Genomic DNA, 19,521 nt, shown 5'->3' with positions numbered 1-19,521 from the left:
CATGGGCAGCAGCGAATTCAGTCTCGGTGAACTTTTCCCCGGGGCATTCGCCGAAGGTGCGTCCCGCCGTGTCGGCGGGGTCGCGATGGACAGCCGCAAGGTCAAGCCGGGGGACGTCTTCGTCGCCTATGCCGGCGCCAGGACAGACGGCGCACGCTTCGTTGCAGATGCCGTTGCGCGCGGTGCTGCCGCCATCGTCACGGATCATGCGCGTCCAGCAGAGCTCGACCCCTCGGTGGCCTTCGCGCGTGTCGACGACCCGCGCCGGGCTCTGGCGCTTGCGGCTGCGCGGGTGCATCCGCGCCAGCCCGGTACGATCGTGGCGGTAACCGGGACCAGCGGCAAATCCTCGGTTGCCGACTTCACCCGACAGATCTTCTCGGCATTGGGCCATGAAGCAGCCAGCCTCGGCACGATCGGCGTCGTGACGTCGCGGGGCGCTGATTACGGCTCTCTGACCACGCCGGACCCGATTTCGCTGCACGCCTCGCTCGACAAGCTCGCAGGGGAAGGCATCAGTCATCTCGCGATGGAAGCGTCCTCTCACGGGCTCGACCAGCGCCGCCTGGACGGAGTGAGATTGAAGGCTGGCGCCTTCCTCAATCTCGGGCACGACCATCTCGATTATCATCCGAGCGTGGCGGACTATCTCGCAGCCAAGCTCAGGCTCTGGGAGCTTCTGCCCGAGGGAGCGCCGGTCGTGATCAACCGCGACGAGCCTTACGCCGGCGAGGCAGCCCAGGCCGCGCTCGCCAAGGGGCATCCGATCATCGGCATCGGCAAGGCGGGTGAAACGCTGACCCTGCTCGGCGCAGCGCGCGAAGGCTTTTTGCAACGGCTCAGGATTCGGGTGAAGCAGCGCGAGCTCGAGGTCGTGCTGCCCCTGGTCGGCGACTTCATGGCCGGCAATGCGCTGGTCGCCGCAGGCCTGGCCATCGCAACGGGGGAAAACGAAGACGCTTCACTCCAGGCGATCGCGGGGCTGCGTGGCGTGGCCGGACGGCTCGAGCGTGTCGGAGAGATCAATGGTGGTCTCGTCGTCGTCGATTACGCCCATAAGCCGGATGCGCTGGCGGCGGTGCTCGCGACCTTGCGGCCCTATGCGCCCGGCCGGCTGATCTGCGTTTTCGGCTGCGGCGGCGATCGTGATCGCGGCAAGCGTCCGATCATGGGTCGTATCGCGGCCGAGTGCTCCGATATCGCGATCGTCACCGACGACAACCCACGCAGCGAGAGCCCCGCTGCAATCCGCGCCGAGATCCTCGCGGCTGCTCCGGGGCTGCGCGAGATCGGCGACAGGGCCGAGGCCATTCGCACCGCCGTCGGCCTGATCGCTCCCGGGGATCTCCTCGTGGTGGCGGGAAAAGGCCATGAAACCGGCCAGATCATAGGCGATCGGACCCTGCCTTTTTCCGATCACGACGTGGTGCGGACGGCCATCGCGGAGATCGAAGCATGAGCGGCATGCCTTTGTGGTCGGGAGAGCGCCTGATCGGCGCCATGGGAGCCAGGCTGCGCGGCGAGATGCCGGCCGCTGTGACCGGCGCTTCGATCGATACCCGGACGCTGCAGCCCGGCGACGTCTTCTTCGCGATCAAGGGCGGGGAACGCGACGGACATGAGTTCGTCGAGGCCGCCCTGGCAAAGGGGGCGGCGCTTGCCGTCATCGATGAAGCTCATGCCGCGAGCTTTATCGGGGCAGGGCCCTGCGCCGTTGTCTCCGACGTGCTGCACGCGATGGAATTGGCCGGCATGGCTCGCCGGGCCGAACTCACGGCCGCGGTCATCGCGGTGACCGGCTCGGTCGGCAAGACCGGCACCAAGGAGGCGTTGCGACTTGTCCTGTCCCGTCAGGGCGAGACCCATGCTCCGGTCGCCTCCTACAACAATCACTGGGGTGTGCCGCTGACGCTGACCCGCACGCCGGCTTCCGTGCGCTATGGCGTCTATGAGATCGGCATGAGCAATCCGGGCGAGATCCTGCCACTCGCCAGGATGGTTTCGCCGGACGTCGCGATCGTCACGACGGTCCAGCCCGTCCATCTCGCCGCCTTCGAGTCGGTCGAGGGGATTGCGGAGGAGAAGGCTGCGATCTTCACAGGGCTGAAGCCGGGCGGCACTGCTATCGTCAATGCCGACATCGCTCAGGCCGCGCTGCTGAGGCGCCTGGCCGAAGAGAGCCCTGCCGGGCGGATCATCAGCTTCGGCGAGAGTGCCGATGCCGATGTCAGGCTCCTGTCCTGCTCGCTCAAGCCGGATGTCTCGACGGTGGATGCAGTGGTGCTCGGCAAGCCTGTGACCTACCGGCTCGGCAGCCCGGGCAAGCATATCGTGCTGAATTCGCTCGCGGTTCTCGCTGCGGTCGAGGCTGTTGGCGCTGATCTGGCACTGGCGGTGCTCGCACTCGGCGACCTTACGCCGCCTGCCGGTCGTGGCGCACGCCAGATGCTGAGCACGCCATCGGGCCCGTTCACGCTGATCGACGAGAGCTATAACGGCAACCCGGCTTCGGTCCGGGCCGCAATCGAGAACCTGGGTCGCATTCCCGTGACGGGACGAGGCCGCCGCGTCGCGGTGCTGGGCGACATGCGGGAACTCGGCCCGAGCGCTCCGCAGCTGCACGCGGGGCTCGCGGACCCCATCACCGGAAACGCGATCGACCGGGTTTTTGCCTGTGGGCCGCTGATGCGCGGACTTTACGACATCTTGCCATCGGGCATGCGCGGTGCTTATGCGGCGCAGTCGAGCGAGCTTGCGCCGCTTGTCCTGGACGCCATCCGGGCCGGGGACGTCGTCACCGTCAAGGGGTCGCTCGGCTCCCATATGGGCTTGGTCGTCAAGGCCATCGCCGCCCGGTTTCCTGCCGTGCCTGCCGACGACTGAGACAAGAGGAACATAGCCGATGCTCGTCTGGCTTGCCGACTTCGCCGGGGCCTTCCCGATTCTGAACGTGTTCCGCTACATCACGTTCCGCGCCGGTGGCGCCACCGCGACGGCGCTGCTTTTCGTCTTTTTCTTCGGGCCTGCTGCGATTTCCTGGCTGCGGATCAAGCAGGGCAAGGGCCAGCCGATCCGGACCGACGGTCCGGAGACGCATCTTGCCAAGCGCGGGACGCCGACCATGGGCGGCCTGATGATCCTGTCGGGACTGTTCGCCGCGGTCCTGCTCTGGGGCAATCTGCGCAACTCCTATGTCTGGATCGTGCTTGCGGTGACCGCTGCCTATGGCGCCATCGGCTTCTATGACGACTATCTCAAGGTCACGAAGCAGTCCCATAAGGGCTTCTCCGGCAAGGCGCGGCTTTCGATCGAGGTCGTGATCGCACTCATCGCCTGCTACTTCATCATGCGGCTTGGCCCGCCGGCGATTTCATCCGGCTTCGCGATGCCGTTCCTTAAGGAACTGGTCATTCCGCTCGGCCTGCTCTTCCCCTTCGTGACCGCCTTCGTCGTGGTCGGAGCCGGCAATGCGGTGAATCTCACCGACGGCCTCGACGGGCTCGCGATCGTGCCCGTGATGATCGCCGCCGCGACATTCGGCTTCATCTCCTATCTCGCCGGCAACGCGATCTTCGCCAATTACCTGCAGATCCACCATGTGCCGGGCGCCGGCGAACTTGCCGTGATCTGCGGCGCCGTGATCGGCGCCGGCTTGGGCTTCCTCTGGTTCAACGCGCCGCCGGCCCAGATCTTCATGGGGGATACCGGCTCGCTCGGCCTCGGCGGCCTGCTTGGCGTGATCGCGGTTGCGACCAAGCATGAGATCGTGCTGGCGATCGTCGGCGGCCTCTTCGTGGTCGAGGCGCTCTCGGTCATCATCCAGGTCTTCGTCTTCAAGCGCACGGGCAAGCGGGTCTTCCTGATGGCGCCGATCCATCACCATTTCGAGAAACTGGGCTGGACCGAGCCGCAGGTCGTGATCCGCTTCTGGATCATTTCCGTCGTGTTGGCTCTGGTCGGTCTCGCCACGCTGAAGCTGCGCTGATCATGACGCCGGTGACCGTATTTGCTGGCCGCAAGGTCGCGTTGTTCGGCCTTGGCGGCTCGGGGCTGGCGACGGCGCGCGCCTTGATCGCGGGCGGTGCCGAGGTCGCGGCCTGGGACGACAAGACCGAAAGCCGTGACAAGGCGGCGGGCGAGGGCATCGGCATCGTCGATCTCGCAACGGCCGACTGGGCGGATTTCGCGAGCTTCATCCTCTCGCCGGGCGTGCCTCTGACCCATCCGCAGCCGCATTGGACGGTCGGAAAGGCGCAAGGCGCCGGCGTCGAGATCATCGGCGATATCGAACTCTTCTTCCGTGAGCGGGCGACGATCGCCCCCGATGCGCCTGTGATCTGCATCACCGGCACCAACGGCAAGTCGACCACGACCGCACTGATCAGCCATGTGCTGCACCAGGCCGGCCGGGACGTGCAGATGGGCGGCAATATCGGCACTGCGGTTCTCGCCCTCGAGCCGCCCGCCGCGCGGCGTGTCCATGTCATCGAGTGCTCGACCTTCCAGATCGACCTGACTCCGTCGCTGGCGCCAAGCGTCGGAATCCAGATGAACCTGACGCCGGACCATCTCGACCGGCATGGCACGCTGGAGGCCTACGCCGCGATCAAGGAACGCATGGTCGAAGCCGCCGACATTGCCATCGTCGGCGTCGATGACGAGGCCTCCAAGCAGATGGCGCGCCGGCGCGCCGCTTCCGGGCGCCCGCTGGTCAAGATCAGCGGAGAGCAGCCGCTCGACGAGGGCGTCTTCGCCGGCGTCACCGCCAATGCCGGCAAGCTCGATACCCGCATCGTCGAAGTCCGCGACGGCAAGCCGCGCGTGGTCGCCAATCTCGCCGGCATCGGCTCGTTGCGAGGCTCGCACAATGCGCAGAACGCGGCGGCTGCCTTTGCCGCCTGCGTGGCGGTCGGCCTCTCCGCCGAGGAGGTCGCTGCCGGCTTCAAGACCTATCCCGGGCTCGCACACCGCATGGAGGAGATCGGCCGTGTCGGCCGCGTCGTCTTCATCAACGATTCCAAGGCGACCAATGCGGATTCCACCGAGAAGGCGCTGACCTCGTTCCGCGACATCTTCTGGATCCTCGGCGGCAAGGCCAAGGAGGGCGGTATCGAGAGCCTGAGGCGCTACTTCCCGAACATCGCGAGGGCCTATCTGATCGGCGCGGCAACGGATGCCTTCGCCGCGACCTTCGATGACGATGGCCGAGTGGATTATCTCCGCAGCGGCACGCTCGATGATGCGGTCGCCGCGGCCGCCAGCGACGCGGCGACGCATCCGGGGGAGGCCGAGCTTGCCGTTCTGCTCTCGCCGGCCTGCGCGTCCTACGATCAGTACCCGAATTTCGAGGTGCGGGGCGATGCGTTCCGCGCACTCGTGAAGGCACTGCCGGGCTTCAAGGCAGGTTGAAAACGGGCGTTCGCATCAAGTCGGAATCAATCGGTTAACCAATCGTTGCCAATGTGATTCGCTGAAACGGGCGGCTGAATTTCGCCCGTCTGGTTGATGGAGCCAGAGCATGGTCTCACGCGCGGAACCCAGTCTCAGCGGTCGCTGGTGGTGGTCGATCGACCGCATCATCCTGTCGACCCTGGTGACGCTGATGGTCTCCGGTGTCGTGCTGCTGATGGCGGGCGGGCCGCCGGTGGCCGAGCGGCTCGGTCTTTCGACCTTCCACTTCGTCAACCGACAGGTGTTCTACCTGCTGGCTGCCTTTGCCATCTTCCTCGCGGCCTCGTTCCTGACGCCGCGGCAGGTCCGGCGCGCGGCGCTTTTGATTTATGTGGTCGCGCTCGCGATGGTGGTGGCGACGCTGTATTTCGGCGTCGAGGTGAAGGGCGCGCGTCGCTGGCTGACGCTCGGCCCGCTCGGCTCCGTCCAGCCGTCTGAATTCCTGAAGCCTGCATTCGTCGTGCTCGCTGCCTGGGCCTTTTCGGAGGGCATGCGCCGGCCGGACCTGCCGGGTACGCTGATGGCGTTCGCGCTGTTGCCGCTGACGATCACGCCTCTGGTCCTGCAGCCGGATTTCGGCCAGACGGTGCTGGTCAGCCTCGTCTGGGGCGGGCTGTTCTTCGTTGCCGGCCTGCACTGGTTCTGGGTGGCGGGTCTCGGTGGCGCCGGCATGTTCGGCCTGCTCATCGCCTATCAGCTCGTTCCACATGTGCGCGCCCGCATCGAGCGCTTCATGGACAAGGGCTCTGGCGACACCTTCCAGGTCGATACCGCGCTCGAGAGCTTTGCTCAGGGCGGCTGGCTCGGCAAAGGGCCGGGCGAGGGCACCGTGAAGCGCATCCTGCCCGACGCGCATACCGATTTCATCTTCGCCGTGACGGCGGAGGAGTTCGGCATCGTCGTCTGTATCCTGCTGGTGGCACTCTTCGCCTTGATCGTGCTGCGCGCACTCTTCGTGGCCCAGAAGGCAGAGGATCCCTTCATCCGTCTCGCGGTGACGGGGCTGGCGCTGCTGTTCGGCATCCAGGCTGCGATCAACATGATGGTCAACCTGCACATGATGCCGGCCAAGGGCATGACCTTGCCGTTCATTTCCTATGGTGGCTCCTCGCTGCTCTCGCTGGCGCTGGGTACAGGCTTCCTGCTGGCCCTGACCCGCAAACGCCCGCGTGCCGAGGGCTTTGGTGAATTCGGGCGTTGACGGACATGGCACAGCGTCCGCTCGTCGTTCTCGCCGCAGGGGGCACCGGCGGCCATCTCTTTCCCGCCGAGGCGCTGAGCCACGCGCTGCACCGCCATGACGTGCGGGTCGCGCTCGTCACCGACGCGCGCGCGGTCGAGTATGCCGGTGGCTTCCCGGCCGAGTCCGTTCACCCGGTCCCGGCGGCGACGCCGTCCGGTCGCTCGCCGCTCAAGATGGCGGGCGCGGCGCTCGAGCTGATGAAGGGCGTCCTCGTCGCGCGTCGCATCATCAAGACACTGCAGCCTGCCGTCGTTGTCGGCTTCGGCGGTTATCCGACCGTTCCGCCGGTGCTCGCCGCCTCATTCGCCGGCGTGAAAACCATGGTGCATGAGCAGAACGCCGTCATCGGCCGCGCCAATCGCTTCCTGTCCGGCCGGGTCGACATCATTGCGACGGGCTTTGCCGAGGTCGGTGGCCTCGATGCCGCTCGCGCCGCAAAATGCAGGCAGGTCGGCAATCCCGTTCGCCCCGCGGTCATTGCCGCCGTCTCTCCCTATGCCGATCCGTCGACAGGGCCGCTGAGGCTGCTCGTTTTCGGGGGCAGCCAGGGTGCCCGGATCATGGCCGATATCGTGCCGCCGGCGATTCAACTGCTGACGCCTGCGGAACGAGGCCGTCTCCACATCGTGCAGCAGGCCCGCGCGGAGGATGGCGAGCGCGTCAGGCGGATCTATTCCGAACTCGGCGTCGCAGCCGAGATCGCGCCCTTCTTCAAGGACCTGCCGACGCGCATGGGTGCAGCGCATCTCGTGATCGGCCGGGCGGGCGCCTCGACCGTCGCCGAGCTCACCGTGATCGGGCGGCCGTCGCTGCTGGTGCCCTTGCCGGGCTCGCTCGATCAGGACCAGGCCGCCAATGCCGCGGTGCTCGAACGGGCGGGCGGCACCATCCGCATCCTGCAGCCGGAATTCACGCCGCGCCGGCTGGCGGGCGAGCTTTCGGCCCTGATCGCAGACCCGTCGCGCTTGACTGCCATGGCCGACAGCGCCAAGAGCGCGGGAATTCCCGATGCGGCCGACCGGCTTGCCCGCCTGGTTCTGCAGGTCGCAGGGATCACGTTCTGAGGCATGTCTTGACGGAAAGCTCGTTCCCACCTTTTCGCGACATGCCGTAATCCGCAGGAGACACCTGACCCATGAAGCTGCCGCCCAAGCTCGGCTCCATTCATTTCGTCGGCATCGGCGGCATCGGCATGTCCGGTATCGCCGAGGTGCTGCATAATCTCGGCTACAAGGTCCAGGGTTCGGACGCGTCCGACAATGCCAATGTCCGTCGGCTCGCGGACAAGGGCATCAAGACCTTCGTTGGCCATGCCGCCGAGAACATCGAGGGGGCGGAGGTCGTCGTCGTCTCCACGGCGATCAGACGCGACAATCCCGAACTCACGGCCGCGCGCGAGCAGCGCCTGCCCGTGGTGCGCCGCGCCGAAATGCTGGCCGAACTGATGCGGTTGAAATCCTGCGTCGCCGTAGCCGGCACGCATGGCAAGACGACCACGACCTCGCTGGTTGCGACCCTGCTCGAGAAGGGTGGGCTCGACCCGACGGTGATCAATGGCGGCATCATCAACGCCTATGGCACCAATGCGCGCATGGGCGAGAGCGACTGGATGGTGGTCGAGGCCGACGAGTCGGACGGCACCTTCCTGAAGCTCCCTGCCGACGTGGCGATCGTCACCAATATAGATCCCGAGCATCTCGACCACTTCAAGACCTTCGATGCGATCAAGGAGGCCTTCCGCTCCTTCGTCGAGAACCTGCCCTTCTACGGCTTCGCGGTGATGTGCATCGATCATCCCACGGTGCAGGGCCTCGTCGGGCAGATCGAAGACCGGCGCGTCGTGACCTATGGCGAGAACCCGCAGGCGGATTTCCGGTTGATCGACATCGATCTCTCCGGCGGACAGGCCCGGTTCACGCTGCTGATCCGCGACCGCAAGCGTGGGCGCGACGAGGTCGTGCGCGATCTCGTGATGCCGATGCCCGGTCACCACAATGCGCTCAATGCCACCGCCGCGATCGCGGTCGCCTATGACCTTGGCATTCCGGTCGAGAAGATCCGCGAGGCCCTTGCCGGTTTCGGCGGCGTCAAGCGCCGCTTCACCAAGACCGGCGAGTGGAACGGCGCACTGATCTTCGACGATTACGGCCACCATCCCGTGGAGATCGCCGCCGTGCTCAAGGCGGCGCGCGCCTCGACCAGGAGCAAGGTCATCGCCGTGGTGCAGCCGCATCGCTATACGCGGCTTTCCAGCCTGTTCGACGATTTTGCGGCCTGCTTCAACGATGCCGATACGGTGATCGTCGCCGACACCTACGCCGCCGGCGAGGCTCCGATTCCCGGTGCCGACCGGGATAGCCTCGTCTCAGGTATCAAGGCGCGCGGCCACCGCCATGCGCTGGCCCTGGAGGCTCCCGAGAAACTCGCGGGCATGGTGGCGGAGTTCGCGGGGCCGGGCGACTATGTCGTGCTGCTGGGCGCCGGCAACATCACGCAATGGGCCTATGCGTTGCCGGGCGAACTCGCCGGGCTGGGTGGCAAGCAGTGAGCTTCCCCGACATCACCCCCGACCTTCGCGCGGCCGCGCCCGAATTGCGCGGTAGGCTCCTGGCCAACCAGGAGATGGCAGGGCTGACCTGGTTCCGCGTCGGTGGCCCGGCGCAGGTGCTGTTCACGCCGGCTGACGAGCAGGACCTGGCCTATTTGTTGTCCAGGCTTCCGGCCGAGATTCCTGTCACGGTCGTCGGGCTCGGCTCGAACCTGATCGTGCGCGATGGTGGCATTCCCGGCGTCGTCATTCGACTCGGCGGTAAGGCGTTCGGCGAGATCTCGCTCGAAGACGGCAACCGGTTGCGCAGTGGCACGGCGGTGCCGGACGTCAAGGTGGCGCGGGCAGCCGCCGATGCCTCGCTCGACGGCCTCGCCTTCTATCGCGGCATCCCCGGTTGCATCGGCGGCGCGCTGCGAATGAATGCCGGTGCTCACGGCGGCGAGACCACCGATGTGCTCGTCTCGGCGCGTGGCGTGACCCGCAAGGGCGAGATCGTCACGCTCTCCCATGCGGAGATGGGCTTCACCTACCGCAATAGCGCGGCAGCGACGATGGACATAGTCTTCACGTCGGCCCTGTTCCAGGGGCGGCCAGGCGATCAGGCTGCGATCTTTGCGGAGATGGACCGGGTAACGGCGGCTCGCGAGGCCGCTCAACCGATCAAGGAGCGCACCGGTGGCTCGACCTTCAAGAACCCGCCCGGCGGCAAGGCCTGGCAACTGATCGACGCTGCCGGCTGCCGCGGATTGCGGGTCGGCGGTGCCCAGGTCTCCGAGATGCATTGCAACTTCCTGATCAATGCCGGCGGCGCGACGGCCGCCGATATCGAAGGTCTGGGCGAGGAGGTTCGCCGCCGGGTCAAGCAGACCTCGGGCTTCGAGCTGCACTGGGAGATCAAGCGGCTCGGCGTCGCGGTATAGGCCGCTGGGAAACGAATGGTCGCCAGCACCCGGCGTGGTCGCGCGATCAAGACGTCGCCATGGGGCGGCCCCGCGAAACCACTGACCGGTCAGCCATGTGTCGGCCTGCCCGAGTGCGATCGGGGGAGTGTGTAACGCAGTCCGCGCCTTCGCCCGGACTGCGCCTCGCCGCAGGATGTGTCGTGGGAGGCGATGTTTCGATCGCCTCGCCGCCGCTGCGTTAACGCGTCGTTAACCATGCTCCCCCGAGGGTCTCGGGGAAGCGGAGTAGCGATTCAATGACCAAACACGTCGCAGTCTTGATGGGCGGATGGTCCGTCGAGCGGGAGGTCAGCCTCAATACCGGCGACGGCTGCGCGAGGGCCTTGGAGAGCGTCGGCTACCGCGTGACGCGAATCGATGTGCAGCGCGATATTGCCGATGTGCTGGATCGGCTGCGCCCGGACGTCGCCTTCAACGCGCTTCATGGCCGCTTTGGCGAGGACGGCACCATCCAGGGCCTGCTCGAGATTCTGCGCATTCCCTACACCCATTCCGGGGTGCTCGCCTCGGCGCTCGCACTGCGCAAGGACAGGGCGAAGACGGTCGTTGCGGCTGCCGGGGTTCCGGTCGCGCGCGGCGTTACCCTGTCGCGCTTCGAGGCCGCCAAGACGCACCCTCTGCCGCCGCCCTATGTGCTGAAACCCGTCAATGAGGGGTCCTCGGTCGGGGTCATCATCGTGAAAAAGGGGCGCGAACATCCTCCGCAGGAAGTGGCGCGGGAGGACTGGCCGTGCGGGGACATGTTGCTGGCCGAGAGCTTCGTCGCCGGGCGGGAGCTGACCTGCGCGATCATGGGCGACAAATCCCTTGGTGTGACCGAGATCCGGGCCGCGACGGGCGAGTTCTACGACTACGATGCGAAATACACGAAAGGTGGTTCGATCCACATCTGCCCGGCTCAAATTTTACCAAAAATTTACCAGCAGATCGAAGAGTGTGCGTTAACGGCGCATCAAGCAATCGGGTGCCGGGGCGTCAGCCGTTCTGACTTCCGCTACGACGACGAGACCGACACTCTCGTCTGGCTGGAGGTCAATACGCAGCCCGGGATGACCGAAACCAGCCTGGTGCCCGAGTTGGCTGCCCACGCGGGCCTGAACTTCGGTGAGCTCGTCAAATGGATGGTGGAGGACGCCTCCCTCGATCGATGAAAGCGGCGGCGGTGCCTGCCCGACGTTCATCGATGCCGGCCGCAGGGCCGCAACTTCTGGTCGGCGAGCGTTCGCGTCGCTGGTTCCGGTCGTCGCGGCGCAGTGCGGTGGCCCTCCCGCTGTGGCAGCGCCTGCCGCAGCGGATCGGGACCTGGCTGGCTCTTGGGTTTCTTGGATTGAGTATCGGGACAGGCTTCGTGCAGGGCGGACATGTCGAAACGATGCAGGAGAACTACGGCGAGCCGCGCCATATGCTGGCGCGCCTGGTCGGGCTCGGCGTCGACAGGGTGACGATCTCTGGAATCTCGGAGCTGTCCGAGATCGAGGTCCTGATCGCTGCAGGAATCGATTCGAAGACCTCGGTCGCCTTCTTCGATGCGGACGAGGCGCGCCGTCGCCTCGAGGCGACGCCGCTGATTCGCCAGGCGACGGTTCGCAAGCTCTATCCCAGCGAGATCGCGATCACGCTGACGGAGCGTGAACCCTTCGCCCTCTGGCAGGTGAAGGGCGACCTTTTCCTGATCGCAGCCGATGGCACGGTCATCGACAAGATGGATGATGGCCGCTTCGCCCATCTGCCGCTCGTCGTCGGCCCAGACGCCAATACCCGCGCCCGTGAATACGTCGCACTGCTCGCCGACGCTGGACCATTGGCGCCGCGCATCCGTGCGGCCAGCCTGATTGCCGGCCGGCGCTGGAACCTCAAGCTCGACAACGGCATGGATATCCGCCTGCCGGAGATCGCGCCGGGGGAGGCCGTCAAACGTCTCGCCGGCCTCGAAACGGATTTCAGGCTGCTGGACAAGGACCTGCTCGCCATCGACCTGCGCCAGCCCGATCGGGTGGTGATGCGGTTGACGGAAGAGGGGGCGGCGACCCGCGCCGAGCAGCTCAAGAGCAAGACCAAGAAGAAGGGAGGCGAGGCGTGAACTTCACCTCTCAGGGCCTGACACCACGGATGCGTCCGCTTTCGTCGCGCAAGAGCGCGACCTTGTCGATTCTGGACGTCGGAACGAGCAAGGTGGTCTGCCTGATCGCCGAGCTGAACCCGGCCGAGGCGAACGAGCGGTTGCGCGGGCGCACTCATGTCGCGCGCATCATCGGCATCGGCCATCAGCGTTCGCTCGGCGTGAAGGGCGGCGCCATCATCGATCTCGAAAACGCCGAACGCGCGATCCGGGCCGCTGTCGATGCGGCCGAGCGCATGGCCAAGGTCGAGGTCCAGTCCGTCATCGTCAACCTGACCGGTGGGCGCATCGGCTCGCAGCATTATGCCGCCAGTGTCGACCTGCGTAGCGGCTCGGTCAGCGATTCCGATGTGAAGCGGGTTCTCGCGGTCGCCGCGACGCATGCGATCAAGCCCGGCAAGGCGGTGATGCACGCATTGCCGACCGGATATGCGCTCGACGGCGTGCCGGGCGTGCTTGATCCGCGCGGCCTCGTCGGCGGCAAGCTCTCCGTCGACATGCATGTCGTCGCCAGCGAGGCGGCTGCTGCCCGCAACGTCATGCTGGCGGTCGAGCGTTGCCATCTCGAGGTCGAGGCGGTCGTCGCGTCTCCCTATGCTTCCGGTCTCTCGGTTCTCGTCGACGACGAGGCCGAAATGGGCGTCGTCGTCGTCGACCTGGGCGGCGGCACCACCAGCCTCGGTGTTTTCTCGGGCGGCCATCTGGTCCATGCCGACGCCATTGCGGTCGGTGGCAATCACATCACCATGGACGTGGCGCGTGGGTTGTCGACCCGTGTCTCGGCCGCCGAGCGGCTGAAGACGCTGCACGGATCGGCGATCTCCAGCGCTTCGGACGAACGCGACATGATCTCGGTGCCGCAGGTCGACGATGACGAGCGCGACACCCCGAACCATCTGGCGAAATCGCATCTGATCCGCATCATCAAGCCGCGGGTCGAGGAAATCCTCGAGCTCGTGCGTGACCGGCTCAACGCTGCCGGCTTTTCGGCCCAGGCCGGCCGCCGCGTCGTGCTGACGGGCGGTGCCTGCCAGTTGACCGGTTTGCCGGAGACGGCGCGCCGGCTGCTCGGCGGCCAGGTCCGCACCGGCCGGCCGCTCGGGATCAAGGGCTTGCCGGAGGCTGGCAAGGGACCAGCTTTTGCGACCGCGGTCGGCCTGCTGGTCTACCCGCAGGTCGCTCATGTCGAACATTTCGAGCCTCGCGCGAGCGGCGCTTACTTCGCGACGGGGACGGACGGGTATTTCTCGCGTGTCGGGCGTTGGCTGAAAGACAGTTTCTAAGGGTATCGGGCCGGGCGGCGCGGCGCCGTTCCGACCCAAGAGTAAAATCGTAGCAATCGGGACGGCTCCCGCCAGGCGCCGGACAAGAAATCGAAAGAGGCAACCATGGCGATGAATCTGCAAGCCCCTGACATCCGGGAGCTAAAGCCCCGGATCACCGTGTTCGGTGTCGGCGGAGCCGGCGGCAACGCGGTCAACAACATGATCGAAGCCGGCCTCGATGGGGTCGATTTCGTCGTTGCCAATACCGATGCGCAGGCTCTGGCGCTCTCGCGTGCTTCGCGCATCGTGCAGATGGGCCTGCAGGTCACCGAAGGCCTCGGCGCCGGCTCGCAGCCGGAAGTCGGGCGTGCGGCGGCGGAAGAGGTGATCGACGAGATCCGTGATCACCTTGCCGGCGCGCACATGGTCTTCATCACCGCCGGCATGGGCGGCGGCACCGGCACCGGTGCGGCCCCTGCGATCGCCCGCGTCGCCCGCGACATGGGTATACTGACTGTCGGCGTCGTCACGAAGCCGTTCCAGTTCGAGGGCCATCGCCGCATGCGCATGGCGGAGGCTGGCATCTCGGAGCTGAACGAGGCGGTCGATACGCTGATCGTCATCCCGAACCAGAACCTGTTCCGCGTCGCCAACGAGACCACCGGCTTCGCCGATGCCTTCGGCATGGCCGACCAGGTGCTCTATTCCGGCGTCGCCTGCATCACCGACCTGATGGTCCGCCCCGGCCTGATCAATCTCGACTTCGCCGACGTTCGCGCCGTGATGCGCGGCATGGGCAAGGCGATGATGGGCACCGGCGAGGCGCAGGGCGAGAAGCGTGCGCTGACCGCGGCCCAGGCTGCGATCAACAATCCGCTGCTCGACGATGTCTCGATGAAGGGCGCGCGTGGCCTGCTGATCTCGATCACCGGCGGGCGCGACATGAAGCTCTATGAGGTCGACGAAGCTGCCACCCGCATCCGCGAAGAGGTTGATTCCGAGGCCAATATCATCGTCGGTGCGACATTCGACGAATCGCTCGAGGGCGTCGTGCGCGTCTCCGTCGTGGCCACCGGTATCGACAAGCCGATCAGCACCCAGGCTGAAATGGATGATACCGAAGCCCGTATCGCCCAGGTTGCCGAGCGTCTGAAGGCCGAAGCGCGTCTGCGCAACACCGCAGCCGCACCGCGCGCCGCGGCTCCGGTTCATGCCGAGCCTATGCTGGAGATGCGTGCGCCTGTGAATGTCGAGACCGTGCGCCAGTCGGCTCCGGTGCAGCCGAGCGTTGCGGAAGACATCCGCATCGAACCGGTGCAGCCGCGTCCGGTGATCGCGGCCGCTCCGGTGAGCCAGCCGATGATGCATGAAGAGCCGATGATGCGTCACGAGGACAGCTTCATCGCCCCGGCCCCGGAGCGTGCGGTCGTCCGCCCGACGCGGATGCCGCGGATCGAGGACCTGCCGATGCCGGCGCAGAACCAGATCGCGGCGAGCCGCGGTGCGCAGTCTGTTCCGCAGCCTCCGGCCCAGGCCGACCAGAAGCGCATGTCGCTGATGCAGCGTCTCGCCTCGGTTGGTTTCGGTCGCAAGGATGAGGACGAGGCCCAGCCGCAGGCGCCGGTGCGCCACGCGCCGCCGCCGATGCAGCCTGCCGCTCCGGCGCCGAGCGCTGCCCATGCCGAATACATGCGCCGGCCGGCTGTGCCGGCCTCGCGCCCGGCGCAAGGCCAGCTCGACCAGCTGGGCCGTGCTGCGCCGAATCGCAGCAGCGAAGAGGATCAGCTGGAGATTCCCGCGTTCCTGCGCCGCCAGGCGAACTGAGCGCTACAGCGCCTGCGACAGTTGTAACAGAGCCCGGAGCGAACCCTCGCTCCGGGCTCTGTTTACGTTTGAAAAACCATATACTTCAATGGGATGGTTATTTTTCTCTGATTGAGTTCGCTTGTTACAGAGCGAAAGAAAGCGTGATTTTGTCGGCATCCACCTAAGGCGTATGTTGCGCTTGCCCCAAAGGGGGATGACGGCACCGGCAACCGCCAGGCGCCGCCCAACTGAAGGACCGCAGACGACCGTCAGGCAGCCCGTAGCGTTGTGCAGCCGAGATCGTTAGCGTTCGAGATTGGATACCGGAATGAATTTTGATCGGCAGACCACACTCCGCGCTCCCGTGTCCTTGAAGGGAATCGGTGTTCATTCCGGAGCCCCCGCCGGAATCTGCCTCAAGCCGTCCAACGCGAACTCCGGCATCGTCTTCCTCCGCAAGGAGTCCGAGGGCGGCCCCTCGCACCTGATCCATGCCCGCTACAACAAGGTGAGCGCCGCTGAGCTCTGCACCGTGATCGGCGATCGCGGTGCCGCCTCCGTCGCGACCATCGAGCACCTGATGTCGGCCTGCGCCGGCCTTGGGCTCGACAATGTCCTGATCGAGATCGACGGCCCCGAAATGCCGATCATGGACGGCAGCGCGGCGGAATTCGTCACGGCGATCGAAGATGTCGGCATCGTCACGCTCGGTGCGAACCGCCGTTATCTCAAGGTCCTGCAGCCGGTCCGCGTCGAGAAGGGGCGCGGCTTTGCCGAGCTCGCGCCGTTCGACAGCGGCTTCCGCCTTGATGTCGAGATCGATTTCGACACCCCGGCGATCGGCCGTCAGCGCAAGATCTTCGACCTCGAGCCGGTCGCCTATGCCCGCGAGATTTCGCGTGCCCGCACCTTCGGTTTCATGCGCGAAGTCGAACAGCTCTGGAAGGCGGGTTTCGCGCTTGGCGCCTCGCTCGACAACACTGTCGCGATCGGCGACGACAAGGTGGTCAACCCCGAAGGCCTGCGCTACGCCGACGAGTTCGTGCGCCACAAGGTGCTGGACGCAGTGGGCGATCTTGCGCTGGCCGGCTATCCGATTCTCGGCGAGTTTCGCTCCTATTGCGGCGGTCACCGCATGAATGTGACCGTTCTGGAAGCCTTGTTCGCGGATCGCGCGAATTACGCGATCGTCGAGGCCGAGCCGGTCTATGCGCACCGTGCCGTGCAGATGGCCGTTGCGGCCCCCGCGGCCTTCGCGCCCGATCTGCACTGAGCAGTCGAACAGTTTCGCGCGCGCCTTGCATTCGCCTGCTTTTTATCGAATGCAGCATGGGCCCCGCATGTTCGTAACCTGCCTTTCCCCGGTAGCGTGAGCGCTGCGTCTGAGGTAAAGGCATCCTTCGCCATCTTGCGGTGACGAGCGAAAGAGGACGGACGACGTGAGCGTCATGCGGCTGAATAACCCGACTTCCCAAAGCGCCCGACCGATGCGGATGGGCGTTGCCCTGACGCTCGGCGCCGCCTTGCTGCTCGGCGGCTGCGACACGATGTCGTCGCTCAATCCGTTCGACAAGCCTGAGGTCTACAAGCCGGAAATCATCGCGGATGTGCCGGCCGACAAGCTCTATAACGAAGGGCTGGCTCGCTCTCAGAACGGCGACAGCGAAGGCGCGGTCAAGAAGTTCGAAGAGATCGACAAGCAAGCGCCGTTCTCGCCCTACGCGAAAAAGGGCTTGATCATGGTTGCCTATACGAACTTCCAGGCAGCCAAGTACGAAGACGCGATCACGGCGTCCAAGCGCTTTCTGGCGCAGAACCCAGCCAGCCCTGATGCTGCCTATGCGCAGTACATCATGGCGATGTCCTATTATAACCAGATCCCGGACGCGACGCGCGACCAGGAGCGCACCGAGCGCGCGCTTGCCGCGATGCAGGAGCTGCTCGATCGCTATCCGAAGTCCGAATATGTGATCGACACCCGCGAGAAGATGCTGGTTGCGCGCGATCAGCTCGCGGGCAAGGAGATGAATGTCGGGCGCTACTATCTCGAGAAGCGCAACTATACCGGTGCCGTGAACCGCTTCCGCGACGTCATCACCAAGTACCAGACCACGCGCCATGTCGAGGAGGCGCTGATGCGCCTGACCGAGGCCTATATGGCGATGGGCATCACCAATGAGGCGCAGACTGCCGCTGCCGTGCTCGGGCATAACTTCCCCGACAGCCCCTGGTACAAGGACGCCTATACCTTGCTTCAGAGTGGGGGCCTCGAGCCCCGCGAGGATCGCGGCTCCTATATCAGCCGGTTGTTCAACGGCTTCACCCGTTCGGTCGTCGGCCTCGTCCGCTGAGGCCGGGCAGGTGCACGGCCGGGTGACGGACCGCATGCCACTCCCTTCAAACACGCGCTGAGCGTCATGCTGGCGCAGCTTTCGATCCGCGACATCGTCCTGATCGACCGGCTCGATCTGGCGTTTGGCGCCGGGCTGAGCGTGCTGACCGGTGAGACCGGTGCAGGCAAGTCGATCCTGCTCGACGGCTTTGCGCTGGCGCTCGGTGGGCGCGGCGACGGCGGGCTCGTGCGCCATGGCGAGACGCAAGGTCAGGTCAGTGCCGTCTTCGACCTGCCGCTCGCCCATCCGGCTCGCAAGCTGGCGCAGGCCCAGGAGATCGACACAGACGGTGATCTGATCCTGCGACGCGTGCAATATGCGGATGGCCGGACACGCGCCTTCGTCAATGACCAGCCGGTCAGCGTCCAGATCCTGCGACTGATCGGCAGCGCCATTGTCGAGATCCATGGTCAGCATGATGACCGGGCCCTGACCGATGCGGCCCAGCACCGCGCCATACTTGACGGTTTTGCCGGCCTCGAAGGACAGGCCGAGATCACGGCGACGGCCAGCGATGTGCTGAAGCGCGCGCGACAGGTGCTGCAGACGCAGCGCATCCGTGTCGAGGCCGCACGCAAGGAGGCCGATTTCCTGCGCCACGCGGTGGCCGAACTTGGCAAGCTTGCGCCGGAACCGGGCGAGGAAGATGCACTGGCCAGCCGGCGCCAGGGCATGATGCAGGCGGAAAAGGTGGCGCGGGATCTTTCCGATGCCTATGAGGCCGTCGGTGGCCAGGCTTCCCCTGTCCCCTCTCTTGCGGCGGTGCTCCGCCGGCTGGAGCGGCGGGCTGCGCAGGCACCAGAACTCGTCGATCCCTCGATGGCGGCGCTCAACACCGCGATCGTGGCGCTGGAAGAAGCGGGCGAAGCGCTCGCGGCGGCCATGCGTGCGGCGGAGTACGATCCGCGCGAGCAGGAGCGGGTCGAGGAACGGCTGTTCGCCTTGCGGGCAGCGGGCCGAAAGTTCGACGTTCCCGTCGAGGCACTTGCCGATCTTGCGGCCCGGATGAGTGCCGACCTTGCCGATCTCGATGAGAGCGAGAGCTCCTTGGCCCGGCTCGAAGCGGAGCTCGCTCGGGCGGAAGCCGATTATCTCGCCAGGGCGCGGGCGCTCTCCGCTGCCCGCGGCGAGGCCGCGCTGCGTCTCGACACTGCGGTCAAGGCAGAACTGCCGCCGCTGAAGCTCGAGCGTGCGCGATTTATTACCCATATCGATCGCGACGAGGATGCGCGTGGTCCGGAAGGGTTCGACCGCGTCGAATTCTGGGTCGAAACCAATCCCGGCACGCGGCCCGGCCCGATGATGAAGGTTGCGTCCGGGGGCGAGCTCTCGCGCTTCATGCTTGCCCTGAAGGTCGTGCTTGCCGAGCGCGGGTCGGCGCCGACCCTTGTCTTCGACGAAATCGATAGCGGAGTCGGGGGCGCGGTCGCGGATGCGATCGGAGAGCGCCTGGCGCGTCTGGCGCGACAGGTGCAGGTCATCTCGGTGACGCATGCGCCGCAGGTCGCGGCCAAGGCCGGGCGTCATTTCCTGATTGCCAAATCGGCGCTGGACAATGACGCGGCCTCTCGCACCGTGACGCGCGTGACGCCGCTCGAGGACCGGACACGGCGCGAGGAGATCGCTCGCATGCTTGCCGGTGCCAGCATCACCGAGGAGGCGAGGGCTGCCGCCGCCCGTCTCCTTGAGGCTGCTGGCCTGCATGGCGCGGCGGCGCGCGCCTGACCACAG

General features: G+C 66.1%; 15 protein-coding genes. All 15 read left to right on the top strand.

The genetic code is table 11. From position 1 onward, the window contains the following. The first annotated feature begins 1 nt into the window (after window position 1). The 15 genes from AC1DIO_RS02310 (at window position 2) to recN (ending at window position 19,515) form a co-directional block, all read left to right on the top strand. On the top strand, window positions 2–1,459 hold the full coding sequence (locus AC1DIO_RS02310) for a UDP-N-acetylmuramoyl-L-alanyl-D-glutamate--2,6-diaminopimelate ligase (protein ID WP_441505331.1): 1,458 nt from the start codon (window positions 2–4) through the stop codon (window positions 1,457–1,459). Next, window positions 1,456–2,883 carry a UDP-N-acetylmuramoylalanyl-D-glutamyl-2,6-diaminopimelate--D-alanyl-D-alanine ligase gene (locus tag AC1DIO_RS02305; protein ID WP_441505332.1) on the top strand — a complete coding sequence of 476 codons (1,428 nt, stop codon included), beginning with the start codon at window positions 1,456–1,458 and terminating at the stop codon, window positions 2,881–2,883. Before AC1DIO_RS02310 ends, AC1DIO_RS02305 begins: the two co-directional genes overlap by 4 nt. Before the next feature lie 19 nt (window positions 2,884–2,902). Then, window positions 2,903–3,985 carry a phospho-N-acetylmuramoyl-pentapeptide-transferase gene (gene mraY, locus AC1DIO_RS02300; RefSeq protein ID WP_069879816.1) on the top strand — a complete coding sequence of 361 codons (1,083 nt, stop codon included), beginning with the start codon at window positions 2,903–2,905 and terminating at the stop codon, window positions 3,983–3,985. Between the two features lie 2 nt (window positions 3,986–3,987). Next, entirely contained in the window at window positions 3,988–5,409 is a 1,422-nt protein-coding gene (gene murD / locus AC1DIO_RS02295) for a UDP-N-acetylmuramoyl-L-alanine--D-glutamate ligase (protein WP_441505333.1), read from the top strand. Between the two features lie 109 nt (window positions 5,410–5,518). After that, the gene (locus tag AC1DIO_RS02290; protein WP_441489315.1) at window positions 5,519–6,652 is read left to right on the top strand and encodes an FtsW/RodA/SpoVE family cell cycle protein; all 1,134 of its coding nucleotides are present in this window, start codon (window positions 5,519–5,521) and stop codon (window positions 6,650–6,652) included. A gap of 5 nt (window positions 6,653–6,657) precedes the next feature. After that, window positions 6,658–7,758, top strand: coding sequence for an undecaprenyldiphospho-muramoylpentapeptide beta-N-acetylglucosaminyltransferase (gene murG, locus AC1DIO_RS02285; RefSeq protein ID WP_441505334.1), 1,101 nt, complete (start codon window positions 6,658–6,660; stop codon window positions 7,756–7,758). Window positions 7,759–7,829: 71 nt separating this feature from the next. Next, window positions 7,830–9,242 carry a UDP-N-acetylmuramate--L-alanine ligase gene (gene murC, locus AC1DIO_RS02280; RefSeq protein WP_441505335.1) on the top strand — a complete coding sequence of 471 codons (1,413 nt, stop codon included), beginning with the start codon at window positions 7,830–7,832 and terminating at the stop codon, window positions 9,240–9,242. Next, window positions 9,239–10,165, top strand: a complete 927-nt coding sequence (murB, locus tag AC1DIO_RS02275; RefSeq protein WP_441505336.1) for a UDP-N-acetylmuramate dehydrogenase — start codon at window positions 9,239–9,241, stop codon at window positions 10,163–10,165. Before murC ends, murB begins: the two co-directional genes overlap by 4 nt. 278 nt (window positions 10,166–10,443) lie before the next feature. Next, complete coding sequence (locus tag AC1DIO_RS02270; protein ID WP_441505337.1) at window positions 10,444–11,358, top strand: D-alanine--D-alanine ligase; 915 nt, start codon at window positions 10,444–10,446, stop codon at window positions 11,356–11,358. Beyond that, window positions 11,325–12,287 carry a cell division protein FtsQ/DivIB gene (locus tag AC1DIO_RS02265; protein WP_441489311.1) on the top strand — a complete coding sequence of 321 codons (963 nt, stop codon included), beginning with the start codon at window positions 11,325–11,327 and terminating at the stop codon, window positions 12,285–12,287. The genes AC1DIO_RS02270 and AC1DIO_RS02265 overlap by 34 nt, the downstream gene beginning before the upstream one ends. Window positions 12,288–12,316: 29 nt before the next feature. Further along, window positions 12,317–13,609: a cell division protein FtsA gene (gene ftsA / locus AC1DIO_RS02260; RefSeq protein ID WP_069879824.1), complete on the top strand. Its 1,293-nt coding sequence runs from the start codon at window positions 12,317–12,319 to the stop codon at window positions 13,607–13,609. Window positions 13,610–13,714: 105 nt separating this feature from the next. Then, window positions 13,715–15,415: a cell division protein FtsZ gene (gene ftsZ / locus AC1DIO_RS02255; RefSeq protein WP_441489310.1), complete on the top strand. Its 1,701-nt coding sequence runs from the start codon at window positions 13,715–13,717 to the stop codon at window positions 15,413–15,415. 310 nt (window positions 15,416–15,725) lie between these two features. Then, complete coding sequence (lpxC, locus tag AC1DIO_RS02250) at window positions 15,726–16,670, top strand: UDP-3-O-acyl-N-acetylglucosamine deacetylase (RefSeq protein ID WP_441489309.1); 945 nt, start codon at window positions 15,726–15,728, stop codon at window positions 16,668–16,670. A 175-nt stretch (window positions 16,671–16,845) separates the two neighbouring features. Continuing rightward, on the top strand, window positions 16,846–17,748 hold the full coding sequence (locus AC1DIO_RS02245) for an outer membrane protein assembly factor BamD (protein WP_441505373.1): 903 nt from the start codon (window positions 16,846–16,848) through the stop codon (window positions 17,746–17,748). A 66-nt stretch (window positions 17,749–17,814) separates the two neighbouring features. Next, complete coding sequence (gene recN, locus AC1DIO_RS02240) at window positions 17,815–19,515, top strand: DNA repair protein RecN (RefSeq protein ID WP_441505338.1); 1,701 nt, start codon at window positions 17,815–17,817, stop codon at window positions 19,513–19,515. Window positions 19,516–19,521: the final 6 nt, after the last annotated feature.

It is taken from the genome of Allobosea sp. 05T439, from assembly GCF_056396005.1.
This window is presented reverse-complemented; position numbering and strand designations above follow the sequence as displayed.

Excerpts from the sequence above, each read along its gene's own strand:
- AC1DIO_RS02310 (WP_441505331.1), top strand. The coding sequence starts at position 2 with ATGGGCAGCAGCGAATTCAGTCTCGGTGAACTTTTCCCCGGGGCATTC.
- AC1DIO_RS02305 (WP_441505332.1), top strand. The coding sequence starts at position 1,456 with ATGAGCGGCATGCCTTTGTGGTCGGGAGAGCGCCTGATCGGCGCCATG.
- mraY (WP_069879816.1), top strand. The coding sequence starts at position 2,903 with ATGCTCGTCTGGCTTGCCGACTTCGCCGGGGCCTTCCCGATTCTGAAC.
- murD (WP_441505333.1), top strand. The coding sequence starts at position 3,988 with ATGACGCCGGTGACCGTATTTGCTGGCCGCAAGGTCGCGTTGTTCGGC.
- AC1DIO_RS02290 (WP_441489315.1), top strand. The coding sequence starts at position 5,519 with ATGGTCTCACGCGCGGAACCCAGTCTCAGCGGTCGCTGGTGGTGGTCG.
- murG (WP_441505334.1), top strand. The coding sequence starts at position 6,658 with ATGGCACAGCGTCCGCTCGTCGTTCTCGCCGCAGGGGGCACCGGCGGC.
- murC (WP_441505335.1), top strand. The coding sequence starts at position 7,830 with ATGAAGCTGCCGCCCAAGCTCGGCTCCATTCATTTCGTCGGCATCGGC.
- AC1DIO_RS02270 (WP_441505337.1), top strand. The coding sequence starts at position 10,444 with ATGACCAAACACGTCGCAGTCTTGATGGGCGGATGGTCCGTCGAGCGG.
- AC1DIO_RS02265 (WP_441489311.1), top strand. The coding sequence starts at position 11,325 with ATGGATGGTGGAGGACGCCTCCCTCGATCGATGAAAGCGGCGGCGGTG.
- ftsA (WP_069879824.1), top strand. The coding sequence starts at position 12,317 with ATGCGTCCGCTTTCGTCGCGCAAGAGCGCGACCTTGTCGATTCTGGAC.
- ftsZ (WP_441489310.1), top strand. The coding sequence starts at position 13,715 with ATGGCGATGAATCTGCAAGCCCCTGACATCCGGGAGCTAAAGCCCCGG.
- lpxC (WP_441489309.1), top strand. The coding sequence starts at position 15,726 with ATGAATTTTGATCGGCAGACCACACTCCGCGCTCCCGTGTCCTTGAAG.
- AC1DIO_RS02245 (WP_441505373.1), top strand. The coding sequence starts at position 16,846 with ATGCGGCTGAATAACCCGACTTCCCAAAGCGCCCGACCGATGCGGATG.
- recN (WP_441505338.1), top strand. The coding sequence starts at position 17,815 with ATGCTGGCGCAGCTTTCGATCCGCGACATCGTCCTGATCGACCGGCTC.